This is a genomic window from Spirosoma sordidisoli, from assembly GCF_004138325.1.
Classification (GTDB): domain Bacteria; phylum Bacteroidota; class Bacteroidia; order Cytophagales; family Spirosomataceae; genus Spirosoma; species Spirosoma sordidisoli.
This window is the reverse complement of sequence record NZ_SBLB01000005.1, coordinates 460,672-484,402: the sequence shown is the minus strand read 5'-3', so window position 1 is coordinate 484,402 and position 23,731 is coordinate 460,672. Positions and strand designations below refer to the sequence as shown.

The window sequence follows — 23,731 nt, the reverse complement described above, 5'->3', positions numbered from 1 at the left end:
GATGTGGCTCTGGCTGACGCGTATGAGACGCGAGGGGTCGCGTCTCTACCAATGGAAACGACGTTCTTGCCATGAATTCCAGAAAGATGCCCCTGACATACCGCCTGACCCTTCTCACCACATTGTTGCTGCTGAGTAGCCTTACCTACGCCCAGCAACGCCGACGCGCCGATGACACGTCGCACTATCGCACGGCGCCGGTACCGGCCCACCTGATGCCGATCGAACGGGCGGCTGGGTCTTCGGCGCTGGGCAGCGTGTATTTTTACGGGGGCAAGAAACTGTCGTCGCCCTACTCGCTGGAGATTCCGTTCTACGAACTCAGCGACCCGACAGTTACGCATCATTTCCAGACCTTCCGGACGATGACGACGCTGGGGCGACTGGTCGGTCTGGCCCCGCTGGTCTATGTCCTTCTCCCCAAAAACCGCAATAACGGTACCTACTGGACGATATTTGGCAGTTCGGTCGTGGCGTCGCTGACGTTCAGCATTATCGGCAACAGCCAGGTCAATAAAGCCGTGACGCGGTACAATCAGATGCTGCTCCAGCCCCGGGTGGGCCTGTCAGTAGCTCCCGTTCCGCTAACGGGTCAGGGGGCCGTAGGCGCAGGCATGGCCTGGTCGTTCTAACCCATTCGTGCCCTGGTCCGTTATTTGTCAGGAACGAACCGTGATTCCTATGGAGATTCTGATTACAGCGGCTGTTATCGGCTATATCATCTACCTCCGCTACTATGCCGACCTTCGTACTGAACCGGATAAAGAGCGGGAACGGCTCCAGCTCGGCATCCGCCTGTACGATACCGACCAGCTCGAAGCGGCTTACCACTACTTCGACCAGGTTATTCAGGAGCGACCACAGTCGAGCATCGCCTACCTGTACCGCGCCCGGTGTCTGCTCAGGCTGGGCGATACCGACGCGGCCCTGCAGGATCTCAAAACCGGCAAAAGTTACGACAACACCGTTGTTGATATTCATACCGAAATTGGCCGTATTCTCTACGACCAGCGGGCCTATGCCGACGCGTTCACCGAGTTTGATCAGGCCGTTTTTCACTCGCAGGGGCGCGAATCGATGCCCTATTACTGGCGCGGCCTGACCCGTCAGAAGCTGCACCAGCCTCAGGAAGCTGAACAGGATCTGGAGCAGGCCACCGTCCTAGAACAGCAACATGACCCCATGAACCCACCCGCGTCAACGGCTTTTTTCGACAAACGATTGCTAATCAACGCGGCCTTTGTGCTGCTTCATAGCGTAGCGCTGTTGTATGTGATCAAGGAATCGACGGTAATTCACTGGCCGTATCTGATGGCGGCTATTTCGGCGGCCGCCATTGGCTTTGCCGAACCCCGGAAAGGCTGGTCGCTGGCGTTGCTGCAGGCGGCTTCGATCTGGCTCGGCTACACCTTCCTGACCGAAACACCCCTCAACGGGGGCGAACGGGAGCTGGAAGCATTCAATCTGTACGGCTCCATGGGGCTGACCTTTGTTGGCAGCTTTATCGGGAGCGTTTTAAAACGGTCGATGACACGGCGGTGAGCTATTTTTTGGTATTTTGCTTACCCAATCATCTGACCTATGAAAAACCGGTACATCGTTCTTGTTTGCCTTCTTTTCGTCTCCTTTTATCCATCTTTTGCCCAAACTGTACTGGTCAACCGCGACCCCCAGATTGCCGACCTTATCGCCCAGGTATCGGCCGACAGTTTACGCGCGCATATCGACGGGCTGGTTAGCTTCGGCACCCGCCACACGCTGAGTACCACCTCCGACAAACAGAAAGGCATTGGTGCCGCCCGGCAGTGGATTCTGGGCAAGTTTCAGCAATACGCCAAACAGTCGGGCGGACGGCTCACCGCGACGCTCGACACCTGGACGCTCCAGCCCGACGGACGACGGATCGACAAACCGGCCGATATGGGCAATGTGATGGCTACGCTGAAAGGCACCGACCCTACCGATAACCGGGTCTTTATTGTACAGGGCCACATGGACAGCCGCGTAACGGGCGTCATGAACCGCACCGCCGTAGCTCCGGGTGCCAACGACGATGGCTCGGGTACAGCCGCTGTTATCGAGCTATGCCGCGTACTCAGCCGCAGCCAGTTTCCGGCTACGATCATTTTCACCACCCTCACCGGCGAAGAACAGGGCCTCCTGGGTGCCGAACACCTGGCCGAGCGGGCCGTCAAAGAAAAGTGGAGCCTCGAAGCGGTGCTGAACAACGACATCATGGGCAGCAACCACAGCAACGAAACCAATATCATCGACAACACCCGGCTGCGCGTGTTCAGCGAAGGGCTACCGGCCAGTATGCTCAAAGACACCACCGGCCGCATTGCCCAGATCCGGAATTTCGGCAACGAGAACGACGGCCGCGCCCGCACCCTGGCCCGCTACGTAAAAGAACTCGGCGAGCGCTACGTCGAAAACCTGGAGGTCGTGCTGGTCTATCGCAATGACCGGTACCTGCGCGGGGGCGACCATACGCCTTACGTACAGCGCGGTTTTGCGGCCGTTCGCCTGACGGAGATGAACGAAAATTACAACCACCAGCATCAGGACCTGCGCACAGAAAACGGGGTTGAGTTCGGCGATTACGCCAAGTTCATGGATTTCGACTACCTCCGCAAGAACACCGCCGTTAACCTGGCTACCCTGGCCAACCTCGCCAAAGCCCCCGCCGTTCCGCAGGCCGTGACGATCGACGTCCGGAATCTGACCAACAGCACGGCCCTGTACTGGCAGGCTCCCAAAATTGGCAAACCCAAAGGCTATTACGTCCTGATGCGCGAAACCTACTGGCCGTTCTGGCAGAAGAAGTTTTTCACGACCAAACTGGGCATGACCCTGCCCTACTCGAAAGACAACTACTACTTTGCCGTTCAGGCGGTTAGCGAAGACGGCAACGAAAGCCTGCCCGTTCTGCCCGTCCCGAACCTGCGGTAGTTTTTCCACCGTACGCCTATGTCTACCCTCTCCAAGCGACAGTTTCTGAAAACGATGGTCGGCGCAACGACGCTGACGGCCGGGCAGTGGTCGGGTCTGACCGAAGCACTGGCCTCGGCAGGGCAACGGCCCGCGGCTGAGCTGGCCCGCGATGATGATTTCTGGCTGAAGATCCGGGCGCTATATCCGGTTACGAACGAGTTTACCCAACTCGAGAATGGCTATTACTCGCTGGCCGCCCGGCCCGTACTGGAGGGGTACCTGCAACACATCCAGCAGGTAAACGCAGTGTCGTCCTACTACATGCGGACGCGGCAGTTCAGCGACAAACGGCTGGCTCAGGAACAGCTGGCTCAGCTGCTGGGCTGCTCGACCGATGAGCTGATCATTACGCGCAACACCACCGAGTCGCTCGATACGGTTATTTCGGGGCTGACCTGGAAAGCCGGCGATGAGGTCGTCATGGCTCAGCAGGATTACGGCGCCATGCTCGATATGTTTCGTCAGCAGGCCCGGCGCTACGGCACGGTGAACCGACTGGTTTCGCTACCCAATCACCCCCAGTCTGACGACGAGATTGTGCGTCTCTACGAACAGGCCATAACGCCCAAAACCCGGATGCTGATGGTTTGCCACCTGGTCAATATTACGGGGCAGATTCTGCCTGTCCGGAAAATTACCGAGATGGCCCACCAACACGGCGTTGAGGTTTTGGTCGACGGGGCGCATGCGTTCGCGCATCTGGCCTTCTCGATAGCCGATTTGGGTGGCTGCGATTATTACGCCAGCAGCCTGCACAAATGGCTCGGCACCCCGCTCGGCGCCGGTATTCTCTACGTGCGCCGGGATAAAATCGCCCCCGTATGGCCACTCTTCGCCGACAGCAGCGTGCCCGATACCGACATCCGGAAACTCAACCATACCGGTACGCACCCCGTAGCCACTGACCTCGCCATTCAAGACGCGATCCGCTTTCATACCAGCATCGGTATCGACCGCAAGGAAGCCCGGCTCCGCTACCTGCAACACTACTGGACCGATCAGGTACGTAAGCACCCGAACATCACCCTCAACACGCCCGAAACCCCGGCCCGCTCCTGCGCCATTGCCAACGTGGGTATAGCCGGAAAAACGCCGGCCGAACTGGCTAAAGTACTTTTCGATCGATACAGGATCTTCACCGTTGCCATCGATAACGCCAACGTACGGGGGGTTCGGGTAACGCCCCACCTCTATACCACGACCGCCGAGCTGGATACCTTTGTCCGGGCGCTGACTGAACTGGCGGGCTGATCGGGCTACTGGCCACCAGATCCTGTACTTCGCTCCCGGATCGTGCCGCACTCCTCCTCCAGCTTTTTTGTCTTCAGCAAACCAAACTGCTTCCGCTGGGCTTCCGTCAGGGCCGGGTATACGTACTGACACAGATAGGCCGGCCTGTTTTTGTCCTGGTCGATAAAGAAACACCAGTATTCGGGGTCGGTTCCGGCCTTCAGGATACGATCGCCCAGCCTGATCCGGACCAGATCGCCCAGTATCGACATCCGCCCAAACGGCTTCGGCGCTCCTTGCTGAGCCAGCGTCGACGACTGCCCGGTCTGAAGGTCAATGACCCGAAGACTATCCCGGTACAGAACCAGCAGGTGCGAATCGGTTCGCCCGTCGGCGGCATAAAACAAGATATCGGAACGAGACGGGACCGATAGCAGCGACAGGCTGATCAGACTGTCGGCCCGCATGTCGCGCACCACGAGCTCCCCATTCCGCTGCCGGAACAGGCCGTGCGATGTACCGATCAATACCGGCGAGAACAGACCGGGCCAGGGCGTAAGCGTCCGCTGCCCCGCCAGATCGTAGCGCACGGGCTTCCCCGGGAACGAACGGGTCGTATAGATCAGCTGGCCCAGTGCCGGATAAACCCAGTGCTGAGCCGCCTGAGGTACCCATAACGTACGCTGGTTCAGACGCAGGCTGATTACGTGCAGGGCGCTGTTCATACCCGCCTTGCCGGGCTGCTGCGTATGAATCAGTACCGCCGACTCGTCGGGCGAAAAGGCCTGGATCGTGATGAGCTCGAACGGCTCCAGCCGCGGCCCCAGCAAACGTACCGTTCCCTGACCCAGGTCATATACCACCAGCTGATCGTTCGTGACGACAGCCAGCCGATTGCCCGACATAGACAGCTGATAGGCCGCCACGCTGGTGAGCCGGTACCGCATAACGTTCTGACGAAGGTCATAGACCCACAAGCGATCCTGACTGCTGACAACCACCGACGGAGCAACTCCGTTGACGAAGCTGACGCTGAACTCGGCCCGCGAAAAATCGGGCGAATCGACCGACAGCGTTTCCAGAAAGTGGCAGACCTCATCGGTGGGTTTGCCGGTCAGCTGGTACAGATGCGCCTGCTGGTAGTTGTCGACCACCACGGCGTATCGACCATCGTCCGACAGCGCCGTAGCCGATGTATGCGCAACCGCCATCGGAGCCAGCAGATTGTCCTGCCCGGTTTTCAGATCGATGATCCGAAGCCTGTAGCCCGGCACCGTATCTTTCTGATAAACCGCCAGCGAGTGGCCAGCCAGCCGAAACGCAGCAGCCCGGGCCTTGTAAACGATCGTGTCGGGCCGACCGGGCCGCCGTTGTCGTATTTCGAGCGTTTCGTCGGCGTAGAGCGTGCCTACGTAAGCCCGACTGGCACTCATGCGCACATCCCGCCCTACATAAGCCGCAAACGGCCGCTGGCCGATACTGTCGATCTCGTTCCAGAGCCGGAAGGCAACCCCATGCCGACTGCGTTCGTACTGCGGCAGGGCCGATGCATGAATAGCGCTGGCAAACAGACGCTTGTTCTGTCGCGAGGTTTTGTACCAGTACAGAAACGACACCAGCGCCCCTACCGACACCAGCGCGAAGAAATACGTCAGCCGTTTGTAGCGCCGACGGCTTAGGTTGGCCTGACTCAGCAGGTCAGCGTTGGCCGCCTGCAGGGCCATGATTCTGGTAAGCTGCGCGTCTTTTTCCCGTTCCAGCTGAATGGCCAGTTCTTTGGCCCTTGTTTCCCGTTGCAGCTTGATGGCCTGTTCGCGCAGTTCGCGGTCTTTACGGGCGCTTTCTTCGCGCAGCTGTCGGCGCTTGACGAGCGCTTCGCGCAGGCTGCGTACCTTCTCGACCGGTTCGACCAGCGAGTCGTGACTGAGTTCGTAAGTTTCGCCGAGGTGGGTCGTTTCGCAGCGGATGAGCCGGGCCAGTTGCAGCTTCTGAATGATCTGTTTTTTATGCTCGTCCGGGAAATCGCCCAGTAAACGGAGCATTTTGGCTTTCGACAGCCCAACGCGCCGGCCGCCTTCTACCAGTTCGTTCTCGATGATGTGGCTGGCGGCAGCGCGTTCCGGGCCGTCGCCCACTGTCCGAAGCTGGGTTCGGTAAAACTTGTCCAGGATCCGGTTGATCTCTTTCTCGCCCGAAATAACCGACCGGTCAACCAGGGCGGTGAAGGGTTCAGTACGGGCCGCGCTTTCCCGAAACTCCTCCTTCAGCCGACTCTCTACATGCTGACAGACAATCTGGAGCTGCGATCCTTCGATCTCGCAGTTTTCGTTGCTGAGCGTGCGGATAATCTCTTCGCGAACCACCGGATCGAACGAAAAGGCAGGCGTAGCAAACGGTCCTTCGGTCTGGTCCAGCCGGGCGGGCAGGTCGATGGCATCGCGGGCGGCTTCTTCGCGCAGCGGCCCCAGTTCGTAGCGGTTGCGCAAAATCAGGGTGATGTACGGCTTCAGGCTGTGCATCTCGGCCAGCCGATCTGACCGGATCGCCATGATGCACTTCACGGCAGGCTGGCGGCTCCAGGCAATGGCCGCGGGGGTGCGGTCGGCGGCTGGCAGATCGAGGAGCCAGTTGATCACGCGGGCCGGGGCCTGGTCGTGCATCAGCTCGGCCAGCTGCGACGCAAACGCCTGCTGGTCGGCCAGCGGATAGGCAAAGAATTCTTCGAACTGATCGAAGACCAGGATCGGAATAAGCCCGTTCGGAAAGGGCCGGGCCCGCAGCTGCTCCCAAAGTTTCGGGTTGGCGGCATCGAATGGTATGGTAACAGCCGGTTCGGGCAGGCCCGCCTGCTGCCAGGCTACCGACCAGGATTCGGTCAGTATATCATGCAGGACCTGGAGCGGCACGTGTCCGCCCGACTCGGCGGTGTCTTTGGCATTCTCCTGCTGAAACCGGACCCGAATCGGGTAATATCCCAGCGGCATCAGCTTCGGAAACAGACCCGCGCTCAGCAACGAGCTTTTGCCAAGGCCCGACTTCGAGAACAACACAACCACCTGCTCGGCCCGAACCAGCTGAAGCAGCTCGGCCGTTTCGCGGCTGCGCCCGAAAAAAATCCGGTGTTCGTCGGCCTCGAATGAGCACAGGCCCGGGTAGCGGTCTTTAGTAGCGGGTCGGTCGGGATTCATGGCATCGGCAGCTGCTCATATTCGGCCTGTAAACTCCGCAGAAAGAGCCCCAGATCATCGTCGATGAAATAGCACTTGAACTCCTCTTCGAAAAACTCCCGGTTAAACTGTTTATAATCCAGCCCTTTCGGGAATATGGAAAACGCCCTGTCTTTCTGCTTGATCAGCTTCAGAACCGTCTGAAACACAATCTTGACGTACCACTGATCGAAGTCGAACCCCAGAAATAGGTACGACTTCGGACTATCCTCGCCGGCCGTAAACTCTTCCATCACCTGCGGATCGAGGGCCGGGTTTCGGTTCAGGATCCGGTTCGTAAAATCGAGCAGCTGGCTCTCGGTCAGAATCATGGACGGCCGGTCGCCGAACCACCCAAAAATATTGTAGAGCAGCAGCTGACCCGGCTCGAGCGGTCGCGGGCCCGTGGGTGGCAACCCGTCCTGGGCATTGGCCAGGCTGTAGTAGCGATGCACGCACCGGCCCGGCGTCTGCTGATTCAGGAGCGTTGCCAGTTCGTTGTCGGGGTTGGTGTTGATCACGATGCGGAACGGCAGCTGCGCCAGCAGTTCGTACAGGCGCGTGTCGGGCTGGCAGGTTTCGTAGAACTCCTGCGCCAGCTTGGCCTGCATACCCGGAATGTTCTGGGTCAGGTCGCTGTAGCGCTGCGCGATATAGGCCAGGTTAGACGCTTCCCGCTCGTCGTAATAGATGTTCTGCTGCTGCATATCGCTGGCCAGCGCCTTGGCAAATGCCCGGTTGAAGGTGGTCGTCTGCAACGGCCCGCCGTCGGCTTCCTGCACCTCACAGAGCAGCGTTCCCGGCCCCAGAAACAACAGGCAATGCCCATCCCGAATCGACTGAGCCAGCTTCCGGAGCCGCTCCGGAATGCCCGTTTCCAGCTCGCGGAGCCAGTCGGGGTATTCGGTATCGTCGGGGTGCTGGGTAGCCACCTGTTTAACCAGGGGCAGGAGCCGGTTGCTCTTTTCGGCCTTCAGAATAATCTTCTCCCACAGATCGATGGGGGGCGTTCCGTTGAAGGGAATACTCAGCGTGTTGATCCCAGCCACCGTGGCTACCTGCCGGGCTGCGTCGGGCTGCTGGTACTTCTGCGCCAGAGAAATTTTCAGCCGGAACCGTTCGCGGGGAGTCAGTGGCATACCGGTGTGGTTAAGCGATCAGCTGATCGAAGGCTTCCTTGACCCGCAGGCCGTTGATCCCCTGGTTACGCACAACAGTCTGGCTCGACTCGGGATCGACCAGCTCGCCACCGGCATGGTGCAGCGCCACGACCTGCCAGGCCGAGTTGAATACGGGCGAGCCCGACGAGCCGGGCAGCGTATCGGTCAGGTACTGCACCACCTGCTCGTCGACTCCCGTTACCACGTTATGATACAACGCAATCTGTTTGGGGCCGCCCGCCGGGTGCTGAATGATGTTGACAAAATCTTCTTTTTTGGCCGCCGTCGGGCTGAACGTCAGCGTCCCGTATTTAGCCGCCGGATTCCCTTTCACCTTTACGATCGTATAATCGAGCACGGCGGTTTCGGGCCGGTCGGTGCTGGTCGTAAAGGCCGCGTCGGGGTCGAGGCTGAACTCTTCTAAGGGCGCATCCAGCCCCTGCAGTGTCTTCTGGAAGTTAAACTGAAGCACCGACTGTCGCGCCGTGTCGATGCTGTCGATGACGTGGTTGTTGGTGATCACGTAGTTGTCGCCCACCAGAAAGCCGGTCCCCAGCCCGGCGGGGGTAACCACGCGAACTACGGCGCGGGCGCAAACGAGGCCCTGTTCGAGAAAACTGATGGGCAGCAGCGTGCTCTTGCTACCCATGATTTTCTCGAGCCGTTTCTCCTCTACCGGTGGTACGGCCGCTACGGCTACAGGTTTGGGAGGCTCAACGGGCACCTGCCCTTTTTTCAGGTTCTCCAGGATACCTTTCAGCGTTTCATCTTCGGCGCCCATCTCGTTGGGGCTGGTCACGACTTCGAGCAGGGCGATGATCTTGTTCCAGTTGTTGGCCGTTGTGCGCGCGTAGTCGAGGATGTTGAACCACATAACGGCCGGGTTGCCGCTGATATCGATCTGCAGGGTGTTGTAGTTGGCCCGCTCCACAACCGCAATGGCTGCGTTCGGCTGCCGGTAAAGCCGGGCCAGCCGGTAGTTCAGTATGGTAAGGGTCTCGTTCCAGTTCATACAGGGTAAGGTTATGGTAATAGGAGTTCGGGTTGTTTACCGGTCAGTTTGTCGATAAGCTCTTCCATTTTACCGGGCGTATCCACGCACCAGTCGACCAGTTGAGCAATCTGGTCAGCGGGTACTGAACTGGCAAAGGTGCCTGTTGGAAATCCCAGTTGGGTAGCCACCATGTTAATATTGGCCGTATCCCGATACGAGCGCGATAGCAGGCTCAGGATGTCGGCGCCCCGTGTACCACCGAAATACGTTTCCCGAATATTTTCCTTGAGTAGTTCGAGGTGAAACTGGGCTCCACTTCGGGCCTGCCGCAGTTGCAGGGGTGAGCTGTAGACAGCGTCGAAGAGCGGACTGACAGGGTCAGGGCTGATCAGATAGCGACCGTTGTAGCCGTACCTCATTCGGTACATTTCAAAAAAATCGGCCACCTCCTGACGGCTGTCACCGGGGTATATTGTACGAAACACGTAGTCGTACTGCAACACGTCGTCTTTCACGTACTCGATCAGCGAATAGGGCTGATAGCCCGGCGCTTCTCGTTTACCGACCACCTGCACCTGCGACTCATCGTCGACGCAGAGATACGCACGCGGAATGTCTTTGACCGAGTCGAACCGCTGCTGCCACTCCTCTGTCATGAGCTGCCACCAGACCTCCGTCAGCGTCAGAACCAGGCCGGGTTCCAGACTGAGCCTGCGCCAGATCCGGTTCGATATCACCATCGGGATGCCGCCCGATACATCCCTGCCGCGAACCAGACAGGCTACCCGCTGTCCGCCCGGATCGGGTGCCAGTAGGTTCGTTCCGATACCACCCAGTACAAACTGTGACTTCCCAAAGGGGTCATAGATGGCTCGCCCGTCGGCCACCCGGATCCGGATTCGGGTGGCGTTCCCGCTCCAGAACAGGCCTGGCACCCGCGGTACCCAGTCGCTAAGCGTAAACTGATTCAAACTGACGGGAATATCGGCTGTGTTATCAGGATTAGCCAGTATCGTTCGCCAGAAATCGGATTCGTGCGCGACGTTCATCACGGACTGGGCCCGCCCGCCCGCCAGACTGGTGTCAAGCTGGTCAGCAACCGCATAATTTTCCAGCGTTTCGATCACGCGGGTGGCCTTGTAAGCATCAGCGAACGATTGGGCAGGTGACAGAGCCGGTAGCATAGGATCAGCGGATTACAGATTGAATAAACACTTTCAGCCGGAGCGAGGCTTCGGGCATGGCCAGCAGCGTGTCGAGAAAGAGACGCTGGTCAGCCGGGCTCAGGTCGTCGGGCTGCTTTTCTTCGTTGTCCAGCAGCTCCTGCAACCGGGGCGACAGCTGAATCAGTTGCTGCACTTCCGTTTCGAACATCATCTGCTCTTCTTCGTTCTCGGGCCGGGGCATGGTCTCTAGGGTCACAAAACCGGCCAGTATGCTCAGGATGGGCCAGGCCACCACGTCGGCGGGGGTTTTGTGCAGCAGCGAAGCCGTGGGGGGTATGGCCAGCGCATCGGCGGCCTTCAGCACACCGTTGCCGAAATACAATCGAATGTCATTGTCGAAGCCGGGCGCTATCGCCTTGCGGGCCGACGTAAACAGGGCATGACGCGTAGCCTCTACCTGCTGCCAGCCGGGCAGGGCCGCCAGCTCATCGAAGTACTTCAGCCGGTACAGCGCTGCCGCTGCGGCCACCTGGGGCGTAGCCGCCGACGTACCGGCCCCGGCCAGACTGACCACATGATCGCAGCCGATCTTGGCCCAGGGCACATTCGGTGTAAAAGCGGCAATGGATCGGTCCATCAGCCGCCGTGGGCCGAAGTTACCCTGCATCAGACTGACCGGCGCGTCGGGCTGGTAGTAGGGCGACCCATCGAAGGTAACTCCGCAGGCCGCCGTAACCCGGCCAAACCGGGCGGGGTACACGAGCGTACGGGGGGTGGCCCGCCCGAAGTTGTTACCAGCCGCCGACACGATGAAGATGCCCCGCTCGTAGGCTTCGTTCACGACATCGGCCCAGGCGTTGGAAGCCAGCCCGCCCATACTCATCGTCACGACATGACAGCGGGTGGCGGGGTCGTCGTGGAGCCGGATTACATACTCCATGGCCTGCACAAACGCCCGCGACCGAAACAAAACAACGCTCCTGGCGATCCGGATGGGAACGATCTCGATGCGTTCGGCCAGCCCCAGACTATCGTCAAAACCGGCCTCATCGAGTCGAATCCGCTTGCCGGCCAGGATCGACAGCGTACCGGTTCCGTGGCCAGGCTGGTTGGTAGCCCCCCCCGACCGCGGGTCAACGGCCGAGTCGGGCGCTTCGCCCTCAATGAAGTTGCGTTCCAGATCGTGCCGGATAATCGTATCCGGAAACGTGTGGTGCGTAGGGTCGTAGCCCGTGTCGAGATGAGCGATCCGTACAACCTGACCGGGCTGGGCGTTGATCTGGTCGCGGGCGGCTTTGAGCTGGGAAAAATCGCTGCCGAGGTGCCAGATTCGCTTTTCGGCCCGGCCGTCGCGGGTGGGGTAAGTCCAGTGTGGATCGTAATCGTTGTTACGGCTGCAGACATCGCCCGTATCGCCGAACGATTCGAGTTGCAGCAGCCGGTCGTCGTAGGCCGGGTTCCGAAACGGATAGTGGTTGATGTAATCGGGTTCTGCAAAGGCCACGCTGGACCGCTGGCGCGCCAGGTGCGCCCGATCCCAGGGGCTGGTTGCGGGAGCCGGTTCGGCCGGAGTAAATCGTTCGGTAGCAGCCTCGGTCAGCAACGTAGCCGCATCGCCGTCAATAATGAGGCCATCCTGATAAATTTTCATCGTACTTCGGGCAAATGGTGTGTGTGTGTTCATGAATATGGATGAAATGAAGCCAGGATTTTTGCCTTATTTAGTAAACGGTAAATAACAGATATAGAATAGGTTACGTACACACTCGCAGCTACACATTAGTCGTCATTTGAGCCGTAAATGGAAATATGTTTCGCCATAATTTTTCGGCGGGCCGGTTCGCGTTCTGATTCCGGCTTACCGATGCATCGGTTGGCGGATAAACTGCGTACAGTAGGTATGGAAAGAAATTGGCCTTTCGCTAGTGTTCCGACGGGCTGTATTGATTTTTTTGTACTTTAGAGTCTCTTGTCTGTCTTTTCGATCAATCCATCAAAATGCATTTTCTATGAAGCGTTCCCTGTACGTGTTTTGTCTGCTCGGCCTCATCACGCTGTTAAATGCCTGTAAAAATGATGACCCGGCTCCGGTTTCACCCATTGTTGGCCGGTGGGAGCTGAGCCGGGGACTGCTTAGTGGATTTCCGGCTTCCTCGAATATCAACGGAGCAGCTATCGATCTGTATTATTTCGAGTCGCTCGGCTCCACCATCGACATCTACGCGGATAATACATTCAACACCAACTACAAAAACGTTACGGTCGATGATGCCCCCGGAACCTGGGAGTTCTCGAACAATAGCCTGACCCTGAAGTACGACACCGGCGATCAGGACATATATACGTACTCGAAAAACAAAAACATTGAAGAGCTGACCTTAACGACACCCGTCAGCTATACTCTGCCTGTTTCCTCGACGGCAACGGTCCAGGGTCAGATAACTACGATATATAGAAAATAAGCATCTGCTTACGGTCTATAAAAAAAGCCTCCGGATATGTTCCGGAGGCTTTTTTTATAGAATTGACTCATCGGGCCCGGGTTCCAGCAGCGCCGACAATCGTTTGGGCGCGACCTCCCGGTAGGCCGCCGACAGAGCGTCGAGCAGGGTTTCTTCGGCTACCTTACCCAGACTGACCAGGGTCCAGCCCTGGCGGCCCCACTTATTCGGTACGGGGTAGATAACGGTCCGGTCGAAGGTCGAGAACAGGTCCTGATCCCGCTCGGACAGTTTGAGGCAGACCCGATTCTCTTTCTGGTTCAAAGTCACGACGACTTTCTTCACGACTTTGAACGATGTTTTGTCGAAATGGGGGGCCTCCGTCATTTCGGGAAACGACAGAGCCATTTGGCGGAATCGTTCGATAGAAACCATATGATGCGTTTGCGGGTGATTAGACGCTAAATACGGCAACCCTGGGCAACTTTGGCCTCTGCCGACGAACAAACTAGTTCACCCGGTCCTAGTGGCGACACGTCAATCGGCGGGGTGACCTGTCAAAAAAAACCTGCCTGCCCAAAATTTCTGCGGGACAGCATGTCAATTTCCCGTTCCCAACGCCCTTCATCACTTATCGACGTCCGCGACTTGCCGACAAAATCTCCTGTACGCTTGTCCACTGAATGGCGGGATAGCGGTCGTTGTCGAGCGGTTGGTTCTGGGCGCTGAACATGCTGTGCATATACTGACTTTGCTGCCAGCTGGGGTAGACCTCCTGCTCGCCCTCCGGATGCGCAGCCCGTTCGCGCTGGTTGTAGGCCGCCAGTTCATCCCGACTCCCCAGCCGAACGACCTCAAACCGCTGACCGGTCATCTCGCCGGCCACCGCAGCCAGCTCGTTGGGGCTGATCTGAAAACTGGCAATCCGGAGTATACGGGGCGTACTAGCGTCCAGGGCAGCCTCGGCCGTATAGGCGGCCGTATTGTCCATGGTCGTGAAGTCAATGCGCCAGTCGGCATCTTCCCAGTAGGTTACCTGTTTTTTCTCGAAATTGAGCAGCGGGATGTAGGCCAGCATATCGGCAAAGGCGCCGTTCAGAACGGACGTAGCCGCAATAGGAGCCTGGTCGAGATGGGTCTTGAAGTCCCGCCGTAGATCGAAATTGCGGTTGTAGCCCTCGGCAATCTGCGTGTAATCGCTCGAAAAATCGGACGGAATAAAGCGCGGCACCCCAGCCGCCACGGCCGCTTCGAGCAGCTTCGACTGGGTATCGATCAGCACATCGCCCAGCCCCTGAATGGCCGAGACAACGCACGAAACACCTTCGCACGCGCTGGTCAGTTGAGCCAGATCGTTCATATCGACCCGAAAAACGCGTACGCCCCGCTGCTCGAGTTCCTGTACTTTATCATCGTCGGAGCTGAGCCGAACCAGCGCCCGAACGTCCGCACCCCGATCGAGCAGGGCGTTGATGATTCGTCCGCCCAGATTACCGGTTCCGCCCGCTACCAGAATTGTTGTTGCCATTGCCTGTTTCGTGATTTGCTTGTGTTGATATATGTTGCAGCGACAAAGGTCTGACCGGCCACGCAGACCGACCGGCGAATTCCTGCTTTCTTTCGGCTATATCCTGCTTTTCTTCGGCTTCGTGAACGATCGGCAACAGCGCTGCCACCCAGAACCCGCCCCGTGTCGATACCGTGACCTCAGCGAGCCTGTCCCCGCCTGAAAGCGCGCGGACTCACCCCCATCGCGCGTTTGAACGCGACCGAAAACTGGGTGGATGAGTTGAACCCCAGGGCATCGCTGATGTCGGTTATCGAGGCCATGTCGGCTCGCAACAGTTGGCAGGCCTGTCTGATTTTCCAGCCGATTACGTACTGATACGGCGACTGACCCGTAGTGCGCTTAAAAAGACGGGCAAAATGGAACACGCTGAGGTTAGCCAGCCCCGCCAGTACATCGAGCGTTACGGGCTGATCGGCACGGGCTTCCAGATAGGCATCGATACGATGTAGTACCGCTTCCGGCAACCGCCGTCCCGGTTCCGTGCGTGGCTGACAGGTAGCATGGTGTTCGATGAGGTGATAACACAGCGCATTGGTTAGCGACTCGACGTAGAGCAGGCCCAGGGCGTGCTGGGTACCAACCGCGTTCAGCAGTTGCTGCCCCAGCTCACTCAGCAGCGCATCTTCGAACTGAAACCGGTCGCGGAGGTTAAACGACCCGATGTCCATCCCCTGCCGGGCCAGCCGTTCCAGATGCTGACCATCGATAGACAGATGAATGGTATCGGCCGGGCCGGTCCAGGCTACCCGGCCGTACTCTCCGCCGGGATAGAGACCTAAGTCTCCCGTGCGGAATACGGCCTGCTGCAGCTGACTTCCTTTTTGCCGCTGGGCCAGTACCGGGGCTTCCATCTGGTGCAGCATCAGCAGGTGCTGCTCGTGATAGTGCGGGGGCAGCTCCATGGCTTCCAGCTGATAGCGCTCTACCCGTACGCCCTGCCAGGCCAGCGTTTCGCTAGTTACCAGCGCGGGGCGGGTGTAAATCTCGGAAACGTATTTCATCGGGGCCGGGCGATGCCACAAAAGCACCACCCGGTTTATCAACCCGTTTGCAGCCGGTTAGTTATGTCGATGTCCGGATTCAGGGCTACCAATGCGTCCGACCCCGAAACGTATAATCGAATCATGGATGAGTAATAGAAATAACGTTTAGCCCTTTATACATTATCTGTTTCAGGGGTTACCCGCTTGCTATCGACAGGATGCACCCAGACCAACAGCCTCATCCCTCCCGGCCCGTTCTGTCGAACGGGCTGCTGGCCATCTGCCTCGCGATACTGATGCAGGCGGGCAGCCTGGGCCCTGCTTCGGCCCAGTCGACGGTAAAAGCCGTTTCGCTGTTCGATGGAAAGACCCTCAACGGCTGGAAAACCGTCGACCCCACCCATGCCCGCCTGTGGTACGTGGCCGACAGCGCTATCCGGAGCGGGGATGGCGTCAGGAAAATACCCGCCAATACGTATCTGCATACCATCAACCAATACGGCGACTTTGAGTTTCGCTGCCTCTTTCGGCTGTCGGGCAATCCGGCAACGGGCATGATCAACAGCGGTATCCAATACCGGTCGGTGCTGCAGGGCGACTCAATAGTTGGCTATCAGGCCGACATAGGCACCGGCTACTGGGGCGACATCTACGACGAACATCGGCGGGGAAAACTCGTCGGTGGCGATCTGAGTACGCTGAAACGTATCCTGAAGGAAGACGGCTGGAACAGCTACATCATCCGCTGCCGGGGCAACCGACACGAACTGTACATCAACGGCGTCAAAACCGCCGATTATACCGAAACCAACAGCCGGATTCCGCAACGCGGGGTCATTGCTGTTCAGATCCATAGCGGAGGAGCGGCCCAGGTCGAATTTCGCGACCTTACCCTGACCGAACTCTGACCGCCCGTAGTAGTGCTGCTCCGTATCTGTTAGACGCGACATACCCCATGAACAAACTCACTTTCCTGTTCCTCCTCACCGGTTCGCTGTCTCTGACCAGGCCAGACAGCACGGCCCAGACCCCAGCCAGCAAGCCCGGCCAGGACACCGAAAAAGTAGACCGCGACTATGCCCTCGAAGCCACGATGCTCGGCTATTTTGCCAAAGACGGCGCCCGCAACCCGACCTTGCGTGCCAACAAAGGCGACCGGGTCCGGATTACGATTACCAACGGCGAGCTGATGACGCACGATATCGCGCTGGAAAAACTCGGCATCAAAAGCAAAACCCTGCAGGAAAAAGGCACCAGCACCAGCATCACCTTCAAAGCCGACAAAAGCGATACGTACTTCTGTACCGTGCCGGGCCACCGCACAGCTGGTATGGTCGGCACGTTCGAGGTGGTTGAAGGCGCCATTACTACCGCAACCGTGGCCGGCCAGCTGCCGATGCGGAATGGCAAACCTATGAACCTGAATTTCGAGACCGGCACCCTGACCGACTGGACCGCCACCGGCGATGCCTTTACGAACGCACTGGTCGATCAGGACCCGTCGCCGGTACACGAGAAAGACATGACCATCGGCTTCGGCGGCAAGTACTTCCTGAGCAGTGGCGGCACGGTAAACGCGAAGCGGACCGGCACCCTGACCTCGGCGCCGTTTCGGGTCACACAGCCCTTTGCCGCCTTCCGGGTGTCGGGGGGTGCGTTGCTGGATACGCGGGTCGAGCTGGTACAGGCCGGTACGAACAAGGTCATTTTTCATAGCACCGGTCAGGGACGCGCCACGCTTCAGCCGGTTGTCGTCGACCTGCAGGCCTATCAGGATCAGGACATATTTATCCGGATTATCGACAACGAGACCGGCATTTCGCAGATTCCGTATATCCCGCACGACAAGTGGGCGCATATCAACTTCGATGAGTTTCTGTTTTACCCGACCCGGCCGGTGTTCGCCAACGAGCTGAAACAGAAAGACATCATTATTCTGCCGCCCCTCGACCCGGTGCTGAACGCCGGGCTGTCGGGTATCGAGGCAGCCAAGGCCATGACCCTGCCCACGGGCTTTCGCATTACCCTGGCCGCTGCGGAGCCGGACATCGTTAAACCTATCTGCTTCACGTTCGACCCGCGCGGCCGGCTGTGGGTGGTTGAGTCGCATACCTACCCCGTTCCGGCCCCCGAAGGCCAGGGGCGCGACCGCATCCTTATTTTTGAAGATACCAACGGCGACGGCACGCTCGACAAGAAAAAGGTCTTTGCCGAAGGTCTGAACCTGGTCAGTGGTATCGAAGTGGGGATGGGGGGCGTATGGCTTGGCGCGGCTCCGTACCTGTTGTTCATCCCGGCCGACTTCAAAACCGATAAGCCCGCCGGCCCTCCCCAGAAGATGCTCGATGGCTGGGGCACCGACGATACGCACGAGGTGCTGAACAGCCTGCGGTGGGGACCGGATGGCTGGCTGTACGGCACCCACGGTGTCTTTACGCACTCGAACGTAGGCAAGCCCGGCGCGCCCGATGCCGAACGAACCAAACTGAACGCCGGCGTATGGCGGTTTCATCCCACGACCCACCGGTTCGAACTCTTTTCGGAAGGCACCAGCAACCCCTGGGGGCTCGACTTCAACGACTACGGCCACGCCTTCGTTACAGCCTGCGTTATTCCGCATATGTACAGCATGATTCAGGGCGGGCGTTATTTCCGCCAGGCCGGGAATCACTTCAACCCCTATACCTACGACGACATCAAAACCCACGCCGACCACGTACACTGGGTGGGCGAACGGGGGCCCCATGCGGGTAACTTCCGGTCAGCGTCGGCTGGAGGTGGTCATGCGCATGCCGGTGCCATGATCTACCTGGGTGGCGAGAGCTGGCCCCGCGAATACCGCAACGATATTTTCATGAACAATATCAACGGGGCCCGGCTCAACCGCGATCATCCGGCCCGCGCCGGGTCGGGCTACGAAGTAAACCACCGCCCCGATTTCCTGGTCATGAACGACTCCTGGTCGCAATGGCTGAACCTGAAATACGACCCCAGCGGCTCGGTATGGGCCATCGACTGGTACGACAAAAACCAGTGCCACAGCCCCAACCCCGACGTGCACGATAAGACGATGGGCCGGATCTTCAAGATCACCCACCAGAACGACAAATGGGTACAGGTCGACCTGGCCAGTGCCTCCAGCCGCGAACTCGTCAACTACCAGCTGCATTCGAACGAATGGTACGTACGGCAGGCCCGCACCCTGCTGCAGGAGCGCGGCCCCGACAAAAAAGTCCACAAAGCGCTGAAGGAAATCCTGACCAGCAACCCCGACCCGACCCGAAAGCTCCGCGCGCTCTGGGCTCTGCACGTCACCAAAGGCCTGAGTGAGAAGGAACTGACGGCCTTGCTGGCGCACGAGAACGAGTACATCCGAAGCTGGGCCATCCAGCTGCTGGCCGAGAACAAAGCGGTTTCGCCCGAGGGGCTGAAGCGGCTGGCGACCATGGCCCGGCAGGACAATTCAGCTCTGGTGCGGCTCTATCTCACCTCAGCCATGCTCCGGCTCGAACCGGCACAGCGCTGGGAGGTGATGGACGCCCTCGTGCAGCGGGTTGAGGATAAGGATGACCACAACCTGCCGCTGATGGTCTGGTACGCATCTGAACCGCTGGCCGCGCTCGACATGAAACGCGCGCTCGAGATGGCCCAGAAGTCTAAAATGCCCAAGCAACTGACCTATACGGTTCAGCGTATAGCCGCCATCGGTACCGACGATGCGAAGAAGCTACTCAAAGAGCTGAACGACCGCCTGGGCAAACGGGATCACTCGCCCGAAAACCACGAACTTCAGACGCTGATCGCCAAAGCCCTGGAAGACTAGAGACACTCGCCCGCTACCCCGGTCCGTGTCCCCACGAACCGGAAGCTAGAAACGATCACCCCACCCCGGTCCGTGTCCCCACGAACCGGAAACTCGAACCGATTACCCCGCAACTCCCTACGGCGTTATCTTTACACAACCCGATCAACAGCCCGGGCCGACTATGAAAAAGACCTTGATCATCACGACACTCCTGCTCGGCTGGCTTACCGGCGCACAGGGCCAGTCGAAATCACTGTTCAACGTACGCCGGCAGCAGGCCGCCAGCACAGCAATAACCCCACCCACACCGGCCAGGGCGGTTGTGCCATCGGGCGACTTCCGGAAAACGACGCTTACACGCGATTTTCTGTCGGAGGGCGTAGCCGTAGCCGACCTGAACAAAGACGGCCGGATGGATATTGTGGCGGGCTATTACTGGTTCGAAGCACCCAACTGGACGCGTCACGAGATGGCCCCATCCCGCGTTTTCGACCCGCGCAAAGAGTATAGCGAGTCATTCCTGAACCTGGGCATGGACGTCAATCAGGATGGCTGGGACGACGTGGTCATTGTCGACTTTCCGGGCAAGCCCGGCTTCTGGTTCGAGAACCCGCAGGGAAAAACCGGCGCCTGGCCCAGGCATATCCTCGCCGATTCGATGGGTATCGCCAACGAGTCGCCGGGCTTTATCGACATCGATGGCGACGGCCGTCTCGATATCCTGTGTGGCGACCGGGCCAAAAAGCAGATCGTCTGGCTGAAAGCACCCGCCAAACCCGGCGAAACCGAGTGGAAACGGTTTGCGCTGAGCCAGGAGAACGTGCCCGGCACCGAGATTTTCTCGCACGGGATCGGCTATGGCGACGTCGATAAAGATGGGCTGAAAGACGTTGTGGTGCGGGAGGGCTGGTACAAAGGCACTACCGATATCAAGGGAGGAAACTGGGTATTCCACCCGGCTAATCTGGGTGAACCCTGCTCGCACATGCAGGTACTGGACGTCAACGGCGACGGCCGGAACGATGTGGTCAGTGCGTCGGCCCATGCACTGGGCATCTGGTGGCATGAGCAGGTAATCGACGAGCAGGGCCAGATCAATTTCAAAACGCACCTGATGAGCAACACCACTTCCCAGACCCACTCGTCGATCATGGCTGATCTGAACGGCGACGGTCGCGCCGATTATATCACCGGCAAGCGTTTTCTGGCCCATAACGGCCGCGACCCCGGCGACGGTGATTCACCTATCCTGCTGTGGTTTGAATTTACGCCCGGCCAGGCTCCCTATTACAAAGAACACGTCATCGACACCGACTCTGGCGCGGGCCTCAACATTGTGGTGCAGGACATGACTGGCGATAAAAAGCCGGACATCGTGATCGCCAATAAAAACGGCGTATTCCTGTTCGAGAACCGGACAAAGAAATAACGCTCTTTCCGCGTTGTCTGTCATCCCGACGAAGGACCGGGGGGAGGCCAAAGACAGAGATAAAAAAAGAGACCCATCGGCCGACCGAGCAAAAAAAGCCGCTGCGCCCATCCGGACGGACGGGCGCAGCGGCCAGGTAGGTTAGGTTAGTCGTTTTATTTATCGAGTACTATGGTTCCGCCAACTACATAGGCGCCGGCTTCGGTAACCAGCGAGTACACGCGGTCAACGGTACGAACGGCGGCTTCTGTCCGGACAACCCGGTACGCTTCGGCCCGACCGTTTTCGGTCCGGTACAGCAACTCGCCGGTAGTTACCTCACCCAGGGCTTTGCGGCCGGTAGCCGTCAAAACAGGGTGGTTCGCCGTGGCTTCGAACAGTACGGGCGCGGTGGGCTGAGCCTGCGTACCGGCCGTCAGTTCAGCCGCCGGGCTCAGCCATACACCAGCGATGGTAAATGAACCGGCTTCGTGGACGTTGAGCTTCGTGACTCTGGTTGGCAGAACGGTTTTGGTAGCGGCTGCATAGCCCTGGACCACATCACCGGCCTGTAGGGTGCTGATCGGTTTCGAGCTGCCGTTGGCCAGCGTTACGGGTGCGTCGGCGGCAAAGCAGAAGTTATACTCGTCTTTTTTCTTGTCGCCCCCCTCTTCACTTTTGCCGCTGCCACCGGCCAGTAGTCCGGCCATCTCGCGCGACAGCACAAACGTCAGCGTCGACATCAGCCCGGGCTCTTTCTCCCCTACGTATTTCAGGTCGTCGATGTAGGCGTCCCACGCTTTCCGATCGGCCGATGCGCCCGGAATGACGAACGACTTAACATCGCCTGACTTCTCGTTTTTGTAGATCGCCAGCAGTCCCAGCTCTTTGGTATCCTGGGCGGTAAAGACCTTGTAGAGATAGATTTTCCGGGTAATTCCATCGCTGTAGGTGAAGACATAGGCCGGACGCTCCTCGTAACGGTCCAGGATGAACCCACCCGATTTGAAATAGGTGTCTTTGTCGAGGTTCGCAATTTTGATGGCTTTGACCGCCGTAGCCTGGTCGGCGGTCATGCCCATGCTGGTGGCAGTCGACTGCGCCCAGACGCGCTGGCTTAAGGTTTGCGTCGTAACGGCGCAGACAACGAAGAGCAGAATGGCAAATAGGTTAGTTTTCATAGTTGACTTGGTTGTTGGTTAGCCTACCCGGGCCGCAATGGCTTCGACCGTCCGGCGAGCCGACGTAAAGGCACCGGCCATCCAGGCGGTCAGGTAGGTTGTATGTTCACCGGCAAAATAGATGTTTCCATCGGGCTCCAGCAGGGCGGGGTAGTATTTCCTGCGGGTAGCGTCGTCGTAGGTAGCCCAGCCACCGGCGCTGTAGGGAAGCCGATGCCAGGCCAGCGAGAACGAATTCTCAAATTCGGCGGGGTACTGGGGGTGAATTTTACCGCCCTGCGCCAGCGCCAGCTTCTCGCGCTCGGCAACCGACATAGCCCCAACGGCTTCGGCCCGGCTGTAAAAGTTGTAATAGCCAATCAGCACCCCTTTGCGCCCCTGGAACCCGAACGACGGATACCAGATCTGGTTGATGTCCATGTTGGTACGCGAAATACCGCCGTATATCCAGTCGTCTTCTTCCCAGAAACGCCGTTTGAACTGCAGCCCGATCTTACCGGTTTTGATGTAGGGGACAAAATCGGCCGCGCGCTTGACGGTACCGGACAGATCGGACTCCAGATTCTTCAGCATCGGCAGCGGGAGCGTACAGACGCAGAATTCGGCGGTCAGCTCAGCGGGTTTTCCATTGCGCTGGTAAACGACCCGCACGCCCGATTCGGTCTTGCGCAACTCGGTAACGGGTGCGTTGAATACGATTTTACCGGCCAGTTTCTTCTCCAGTGCTTTCGGAATAGCATCCATGCCGCCTACCGGCTGAAGCAAGGTAGTCTGTTGTTCGTAGATGTAATCGCCAACGTTGTAGAATACGGGCTGGTTGAAGCCCGAGCGCAGCAGATCGGTCAGACCAAACGGGTCAGTCATCTCGCCGGGCGACTGGCCCGCACCGGGTTCGCGGCTGCTTTTATAGCCCCGCCGGTTGGTGCCTTTATACAGGTGGGCGGTGTTGAGGTCGCCTTCGTTTTTCAGAAAATCGACCAGTTTCTCGATGTCTTCTTTGGTCAGCTGCTGATCGAGAGCACTCTGGTCCAGCGACTTGGCCAGCAGCTCGGCCGTATAGCCGCGCATGTCGTTGTGATACTCTTTGATACGCAGCCGCCGGTTGGCCAGTGGGCCCGTGCCACCGTCGTTATAGAGATAGGCGGCTTCGTTATTCCCGTTAAAGATCTGAAGCGGCACCCCCAGCTCCCGGCAATACTGCAGGGTCAGCTGGTGATGGTGCGGAATACGGGCCGCTCCGCCGTTGAAGTAAAGTCCTTCTTCAAACTGGCAGCTCTGTGGCGTACCTCCACCCAGTTCCGTCTCGGCAGTACCGCCCCGAACCGTCCAGACGCGCCCACCCGAACGCCCCCGAGCCTCCAGCACGGTGCATTCATACCCCAGTTTCCCGAGTTCGTAGGCCGCGGCCATACCGGCCAGCCCGGCTCCCAGAACAACAACCTTACGCCCTTTTCCATCGCTGGTACGTCCGTTAGCAGGCAGGCTCAATGCCGAAGCGGGGGCTGGCTGCAGCAGACCCCATGCCAGTAAGCTAGCGTAACTGGCAGATGTTTGGTTAATAAAGTCACGACGAGTCATAGAACGGGGGAAGAG

18 protein-coding genes are annotated in these 23,731 nt (G+C 58.7%); 8 read left to right on the top strand and 10 right to left on the bottom strand.

Translation table 11 applies throughout. The features are described 5' to 3' along the window. Positions 1-71: 71 nt before the first annotated feature. The 4 genes from EQG79_RS19745 to EQG79_RS19730 are packed head-to-tail and all read left to right on the top strand — an operon-like array spanning position 72 to position 4,245. A complete protein-coding gene (locus EQG79_RS19745; protein WP_240699401.1) occupies positions 72-632 on the top strand; it encodes a hypothetical protein in 561 nt (186 codons plus the stop codon). Positions 633-681: 49 nt separating this feature from the next. Continuing rightward, positions 682-1,542 (top strand): tetratricopeptide repeat protein, encoded by an 861-nt coding sequence (locus tag EQG79_RS19740; RefSeq protein WP_129603389.1) that lies wholly within the window; start codon positions 682-684, stop codon positions 1,540-1,542. Positions 1,543-1,581: 39 nt separating this feature from the next. Then, complete coding sequence (locus EQG79_RS19735) at positions 1,582-2,952, top strand: M20/M25/M40 family metallo-hydrolase (protein WP_129603387.1); 1,371 nt, start codon at positions 1,582-1,584, stop codon at positions 2,950-2,952. A gap of 18 nt (positions 2,953-2,970) precedes the next feature. Further along, the gene (locus tag EQG79_RS19730) at positions 2,971-4,245 is read left to right on the top strand and encodes an aminotransferase class V-fold PLP-dependent enzyme (protein WP_129603385.1); all 1,275 of its coding nucleotides are present in this window, start codon (positions 2,971-2,973) and stop codon (positions 4,243-4,245) included. 5 nt (positions 4,246-4,250) lie between these two features. Here the strand turns inward: EQG79_RS19730 and EQG79_RS19725 are convergent, their stop codons facing one another. From EQG79_RS19725 to EQG79_RS19705, 5 genes are read right to left on the bottom strand one after another with little or no spacing between them, the layout of a single operon-like run. Next, on the bottom strand, positions 4,251-7,412 hold the full coding sequence (locus EQG79_RS19725; RefSeq protein ID WP_129603383.1) for an nSTAND1 domain-containing NTPase: 3,162 nt from the start codon (positions 7,410-7,412) through the stop codon (positions 4,251-4,253). Then, a complete protein-coding gene (locus EQG79_RS19720) occupies positions 7,409-8,569 on the bottom strand; it encodes an SIR2 family protein (RefSeq protein ID WP_077919433.1) in 1,161 nt (386 codons plus the stop codon). The genes EQG79_RS19725 and EQG79_RS19720 overlap by 4 nt, the downstream gene beginning before the upstream one ends. A 10-nt stretch (positions 8,570-8,579) precedes the next feature. Then, on the bottom strand, positions 8,580-9,602 hold the full coding sequence (locus EQG79_RS19715; RefSeq protein ID WP_077919434.1) for a trypsin-like serine peptidase: 1,023 nt from the start codon (positions 9,600-9,602) through the stop codon (positions 8,580-8,582). A gap of 11 nt (positions 9,603-9,613) precedes the next feature. After that, positions 9,614-10,768 carry a hypothetical protein gene (locus EQG79_RS19710; protein ID WP_129603381.1) on the bottom strand — a complete coding sequence of 385 codons (1,155 nt, stop codon included), beginning with the start codon at positions 10,766-10,768 and terminating at the stop codon, positions 9,614-9,616. 4 nt (positions 10,769-10,772) lie between these two features. Beyond that, positions 10,773-12,434: a S8/S53 family peptidase gene (locus EQG79_RS19705; protein ID WP_129603379.1), complete on the bottom strand. Its 1,662-nt coding sequence runs from the start codon at positions 12,432-12,434 to the stop codon at positions 10,773-10,775. Positions 12,435-12,759: 325 nt separating this feature from the next. Between EQG79_RS19705 and EQG79_RS19700 the strand changes: the two genes are divergently transcribed. Further along, a complete protein-coding gene (locus tag EQG79_RS19700) occupies positions 12,760-13,212 on the top strand; it encodes a lipocalin family protein (RefSeq protein WP_129603377.1) in 453 nt (150 codons plus the stop codon). A 54-nt stretch (positions 13,213-13,266) separates the two neighbouring features. Here EQG79_RS19700 and EQG79_RS19695 read toward each other — a convergent pair whose 3' ends face one another. The 3 genes from EQG79_RS19695 to EQG79_RS19685 all read right to left on the bottom strand — a co-directional run bounded on the left by EQG79_RS19695 (position 13,267) and on the right by EQG79_RS19685 (position 15,762). Continuing rightward, the gene (locus EQG79_RS19695; RefSeq protein ID WP_129603375.1) at positions 13,267-13,626 is read right to left on the bottom strand and encodes an MmcQ/YjbR family DNA-binding protein; all 360 of its coding nucleotides are present in this window, start codon (positions 13,624-13,626) and stop codon (positions 13,267-13,269) included. A gap of 196 nt (positions 13,627-13,822) precedes the next feature. After that, a complete protein-coding gene (locus tag EQG79_RS19690; protein WP_077919439.1) occupies positions 13,823-14,719 on the bottom strand; it encodes an aromatic alcohol reductase in 897 nt (298 codons plus the stop codon). 179 nt (positions 14,720-14,898) lie between these two features. Further along, positions 14,899-15,762, bottom strand: a complete 864-nt coding sequence (locus EQG79_RS19685) for a helix-turn-helix transcriptional regulator (protein ID WP_129603373.1) — start codon at positions 15,760-15,762, stop codon at positions 14,899-14,901. 200 nt (positions 15,763-15,962) lie between these two features. Between EQG79_RS19685 and EQG79_RS19680 the strand changes: the two genes are divergently transcribed. From EQG79_RS19680 to EQG79_RS19670, 3 genes are all read left to right on the top strand, one after another. Continuing rightward, positions 15,963-16,652, top strand: coding sequence for a 3-keto-disaccharide hydrolase (locus EQG79_RS19680; RefSeq protein ID WP_077919441.1), 690 nt, complete (start codon positions 15,963-15,965; stop codon positions 16,650-16,652). Positions 16,653-16,699: 47 nt separating this feature from the next. Further along, entirely contained in the window at positions 16,700-19,567 is a 2,868-nt protein-coding gene (locus EQG79_RS19675; protein ID WP_129603371.1) for a PVC-type heme-binding CxxCH protein, read from the top strand. Between the two features lie 163 nt (positions 19,568-19,730). Continuing rightward, positions 19,731-20,978 (top strand): FG-GAP repeat domain-containing protein, encoded by a 1,248-nt coding sequence (locus EQG79_RS19670; protein WP_129603369.1) that lies wholly within the window; start codon positions 19,731-19,733, stop codon positions 20,976-20,978. Positions 20,979-21,133: 155 nt separating this feature from the next. On the opposite strand, the gene EQG79_RS19665 is transcribed toward EQG79_RS19670, so the two are convergent. Both EQG79_RS19665 and EQG79_RS19660 read right to left on the bottom strand, forming a co-directional pair. After that, on the bottom strand, positions 21,134-22,138 hold the full coding sequence (locus EQG79_RS19665) for a Hint domain-containing protein (protein ID WP_129603367.1): 1,005 nt from the start codon (positions 22,136-22,138) through the stop codon (positions 21,134-21,136). A gap of 18 nt (positions 22,139-22,156) precedes the next feature. Further along, positions 22,157-23,716, bottom strand: a complete 1,560-nt coding sequence (locus EQG79_RS19660) for a flavin monoamine oxidase family protein (RefSeq protein WP_077919445.1) — start codon at positions 23,714-23,716, stop codon at positions 22,157-22,159. Between the last annotated feature and the right edge of the window lie 15 nt (positions 23,717-23,731).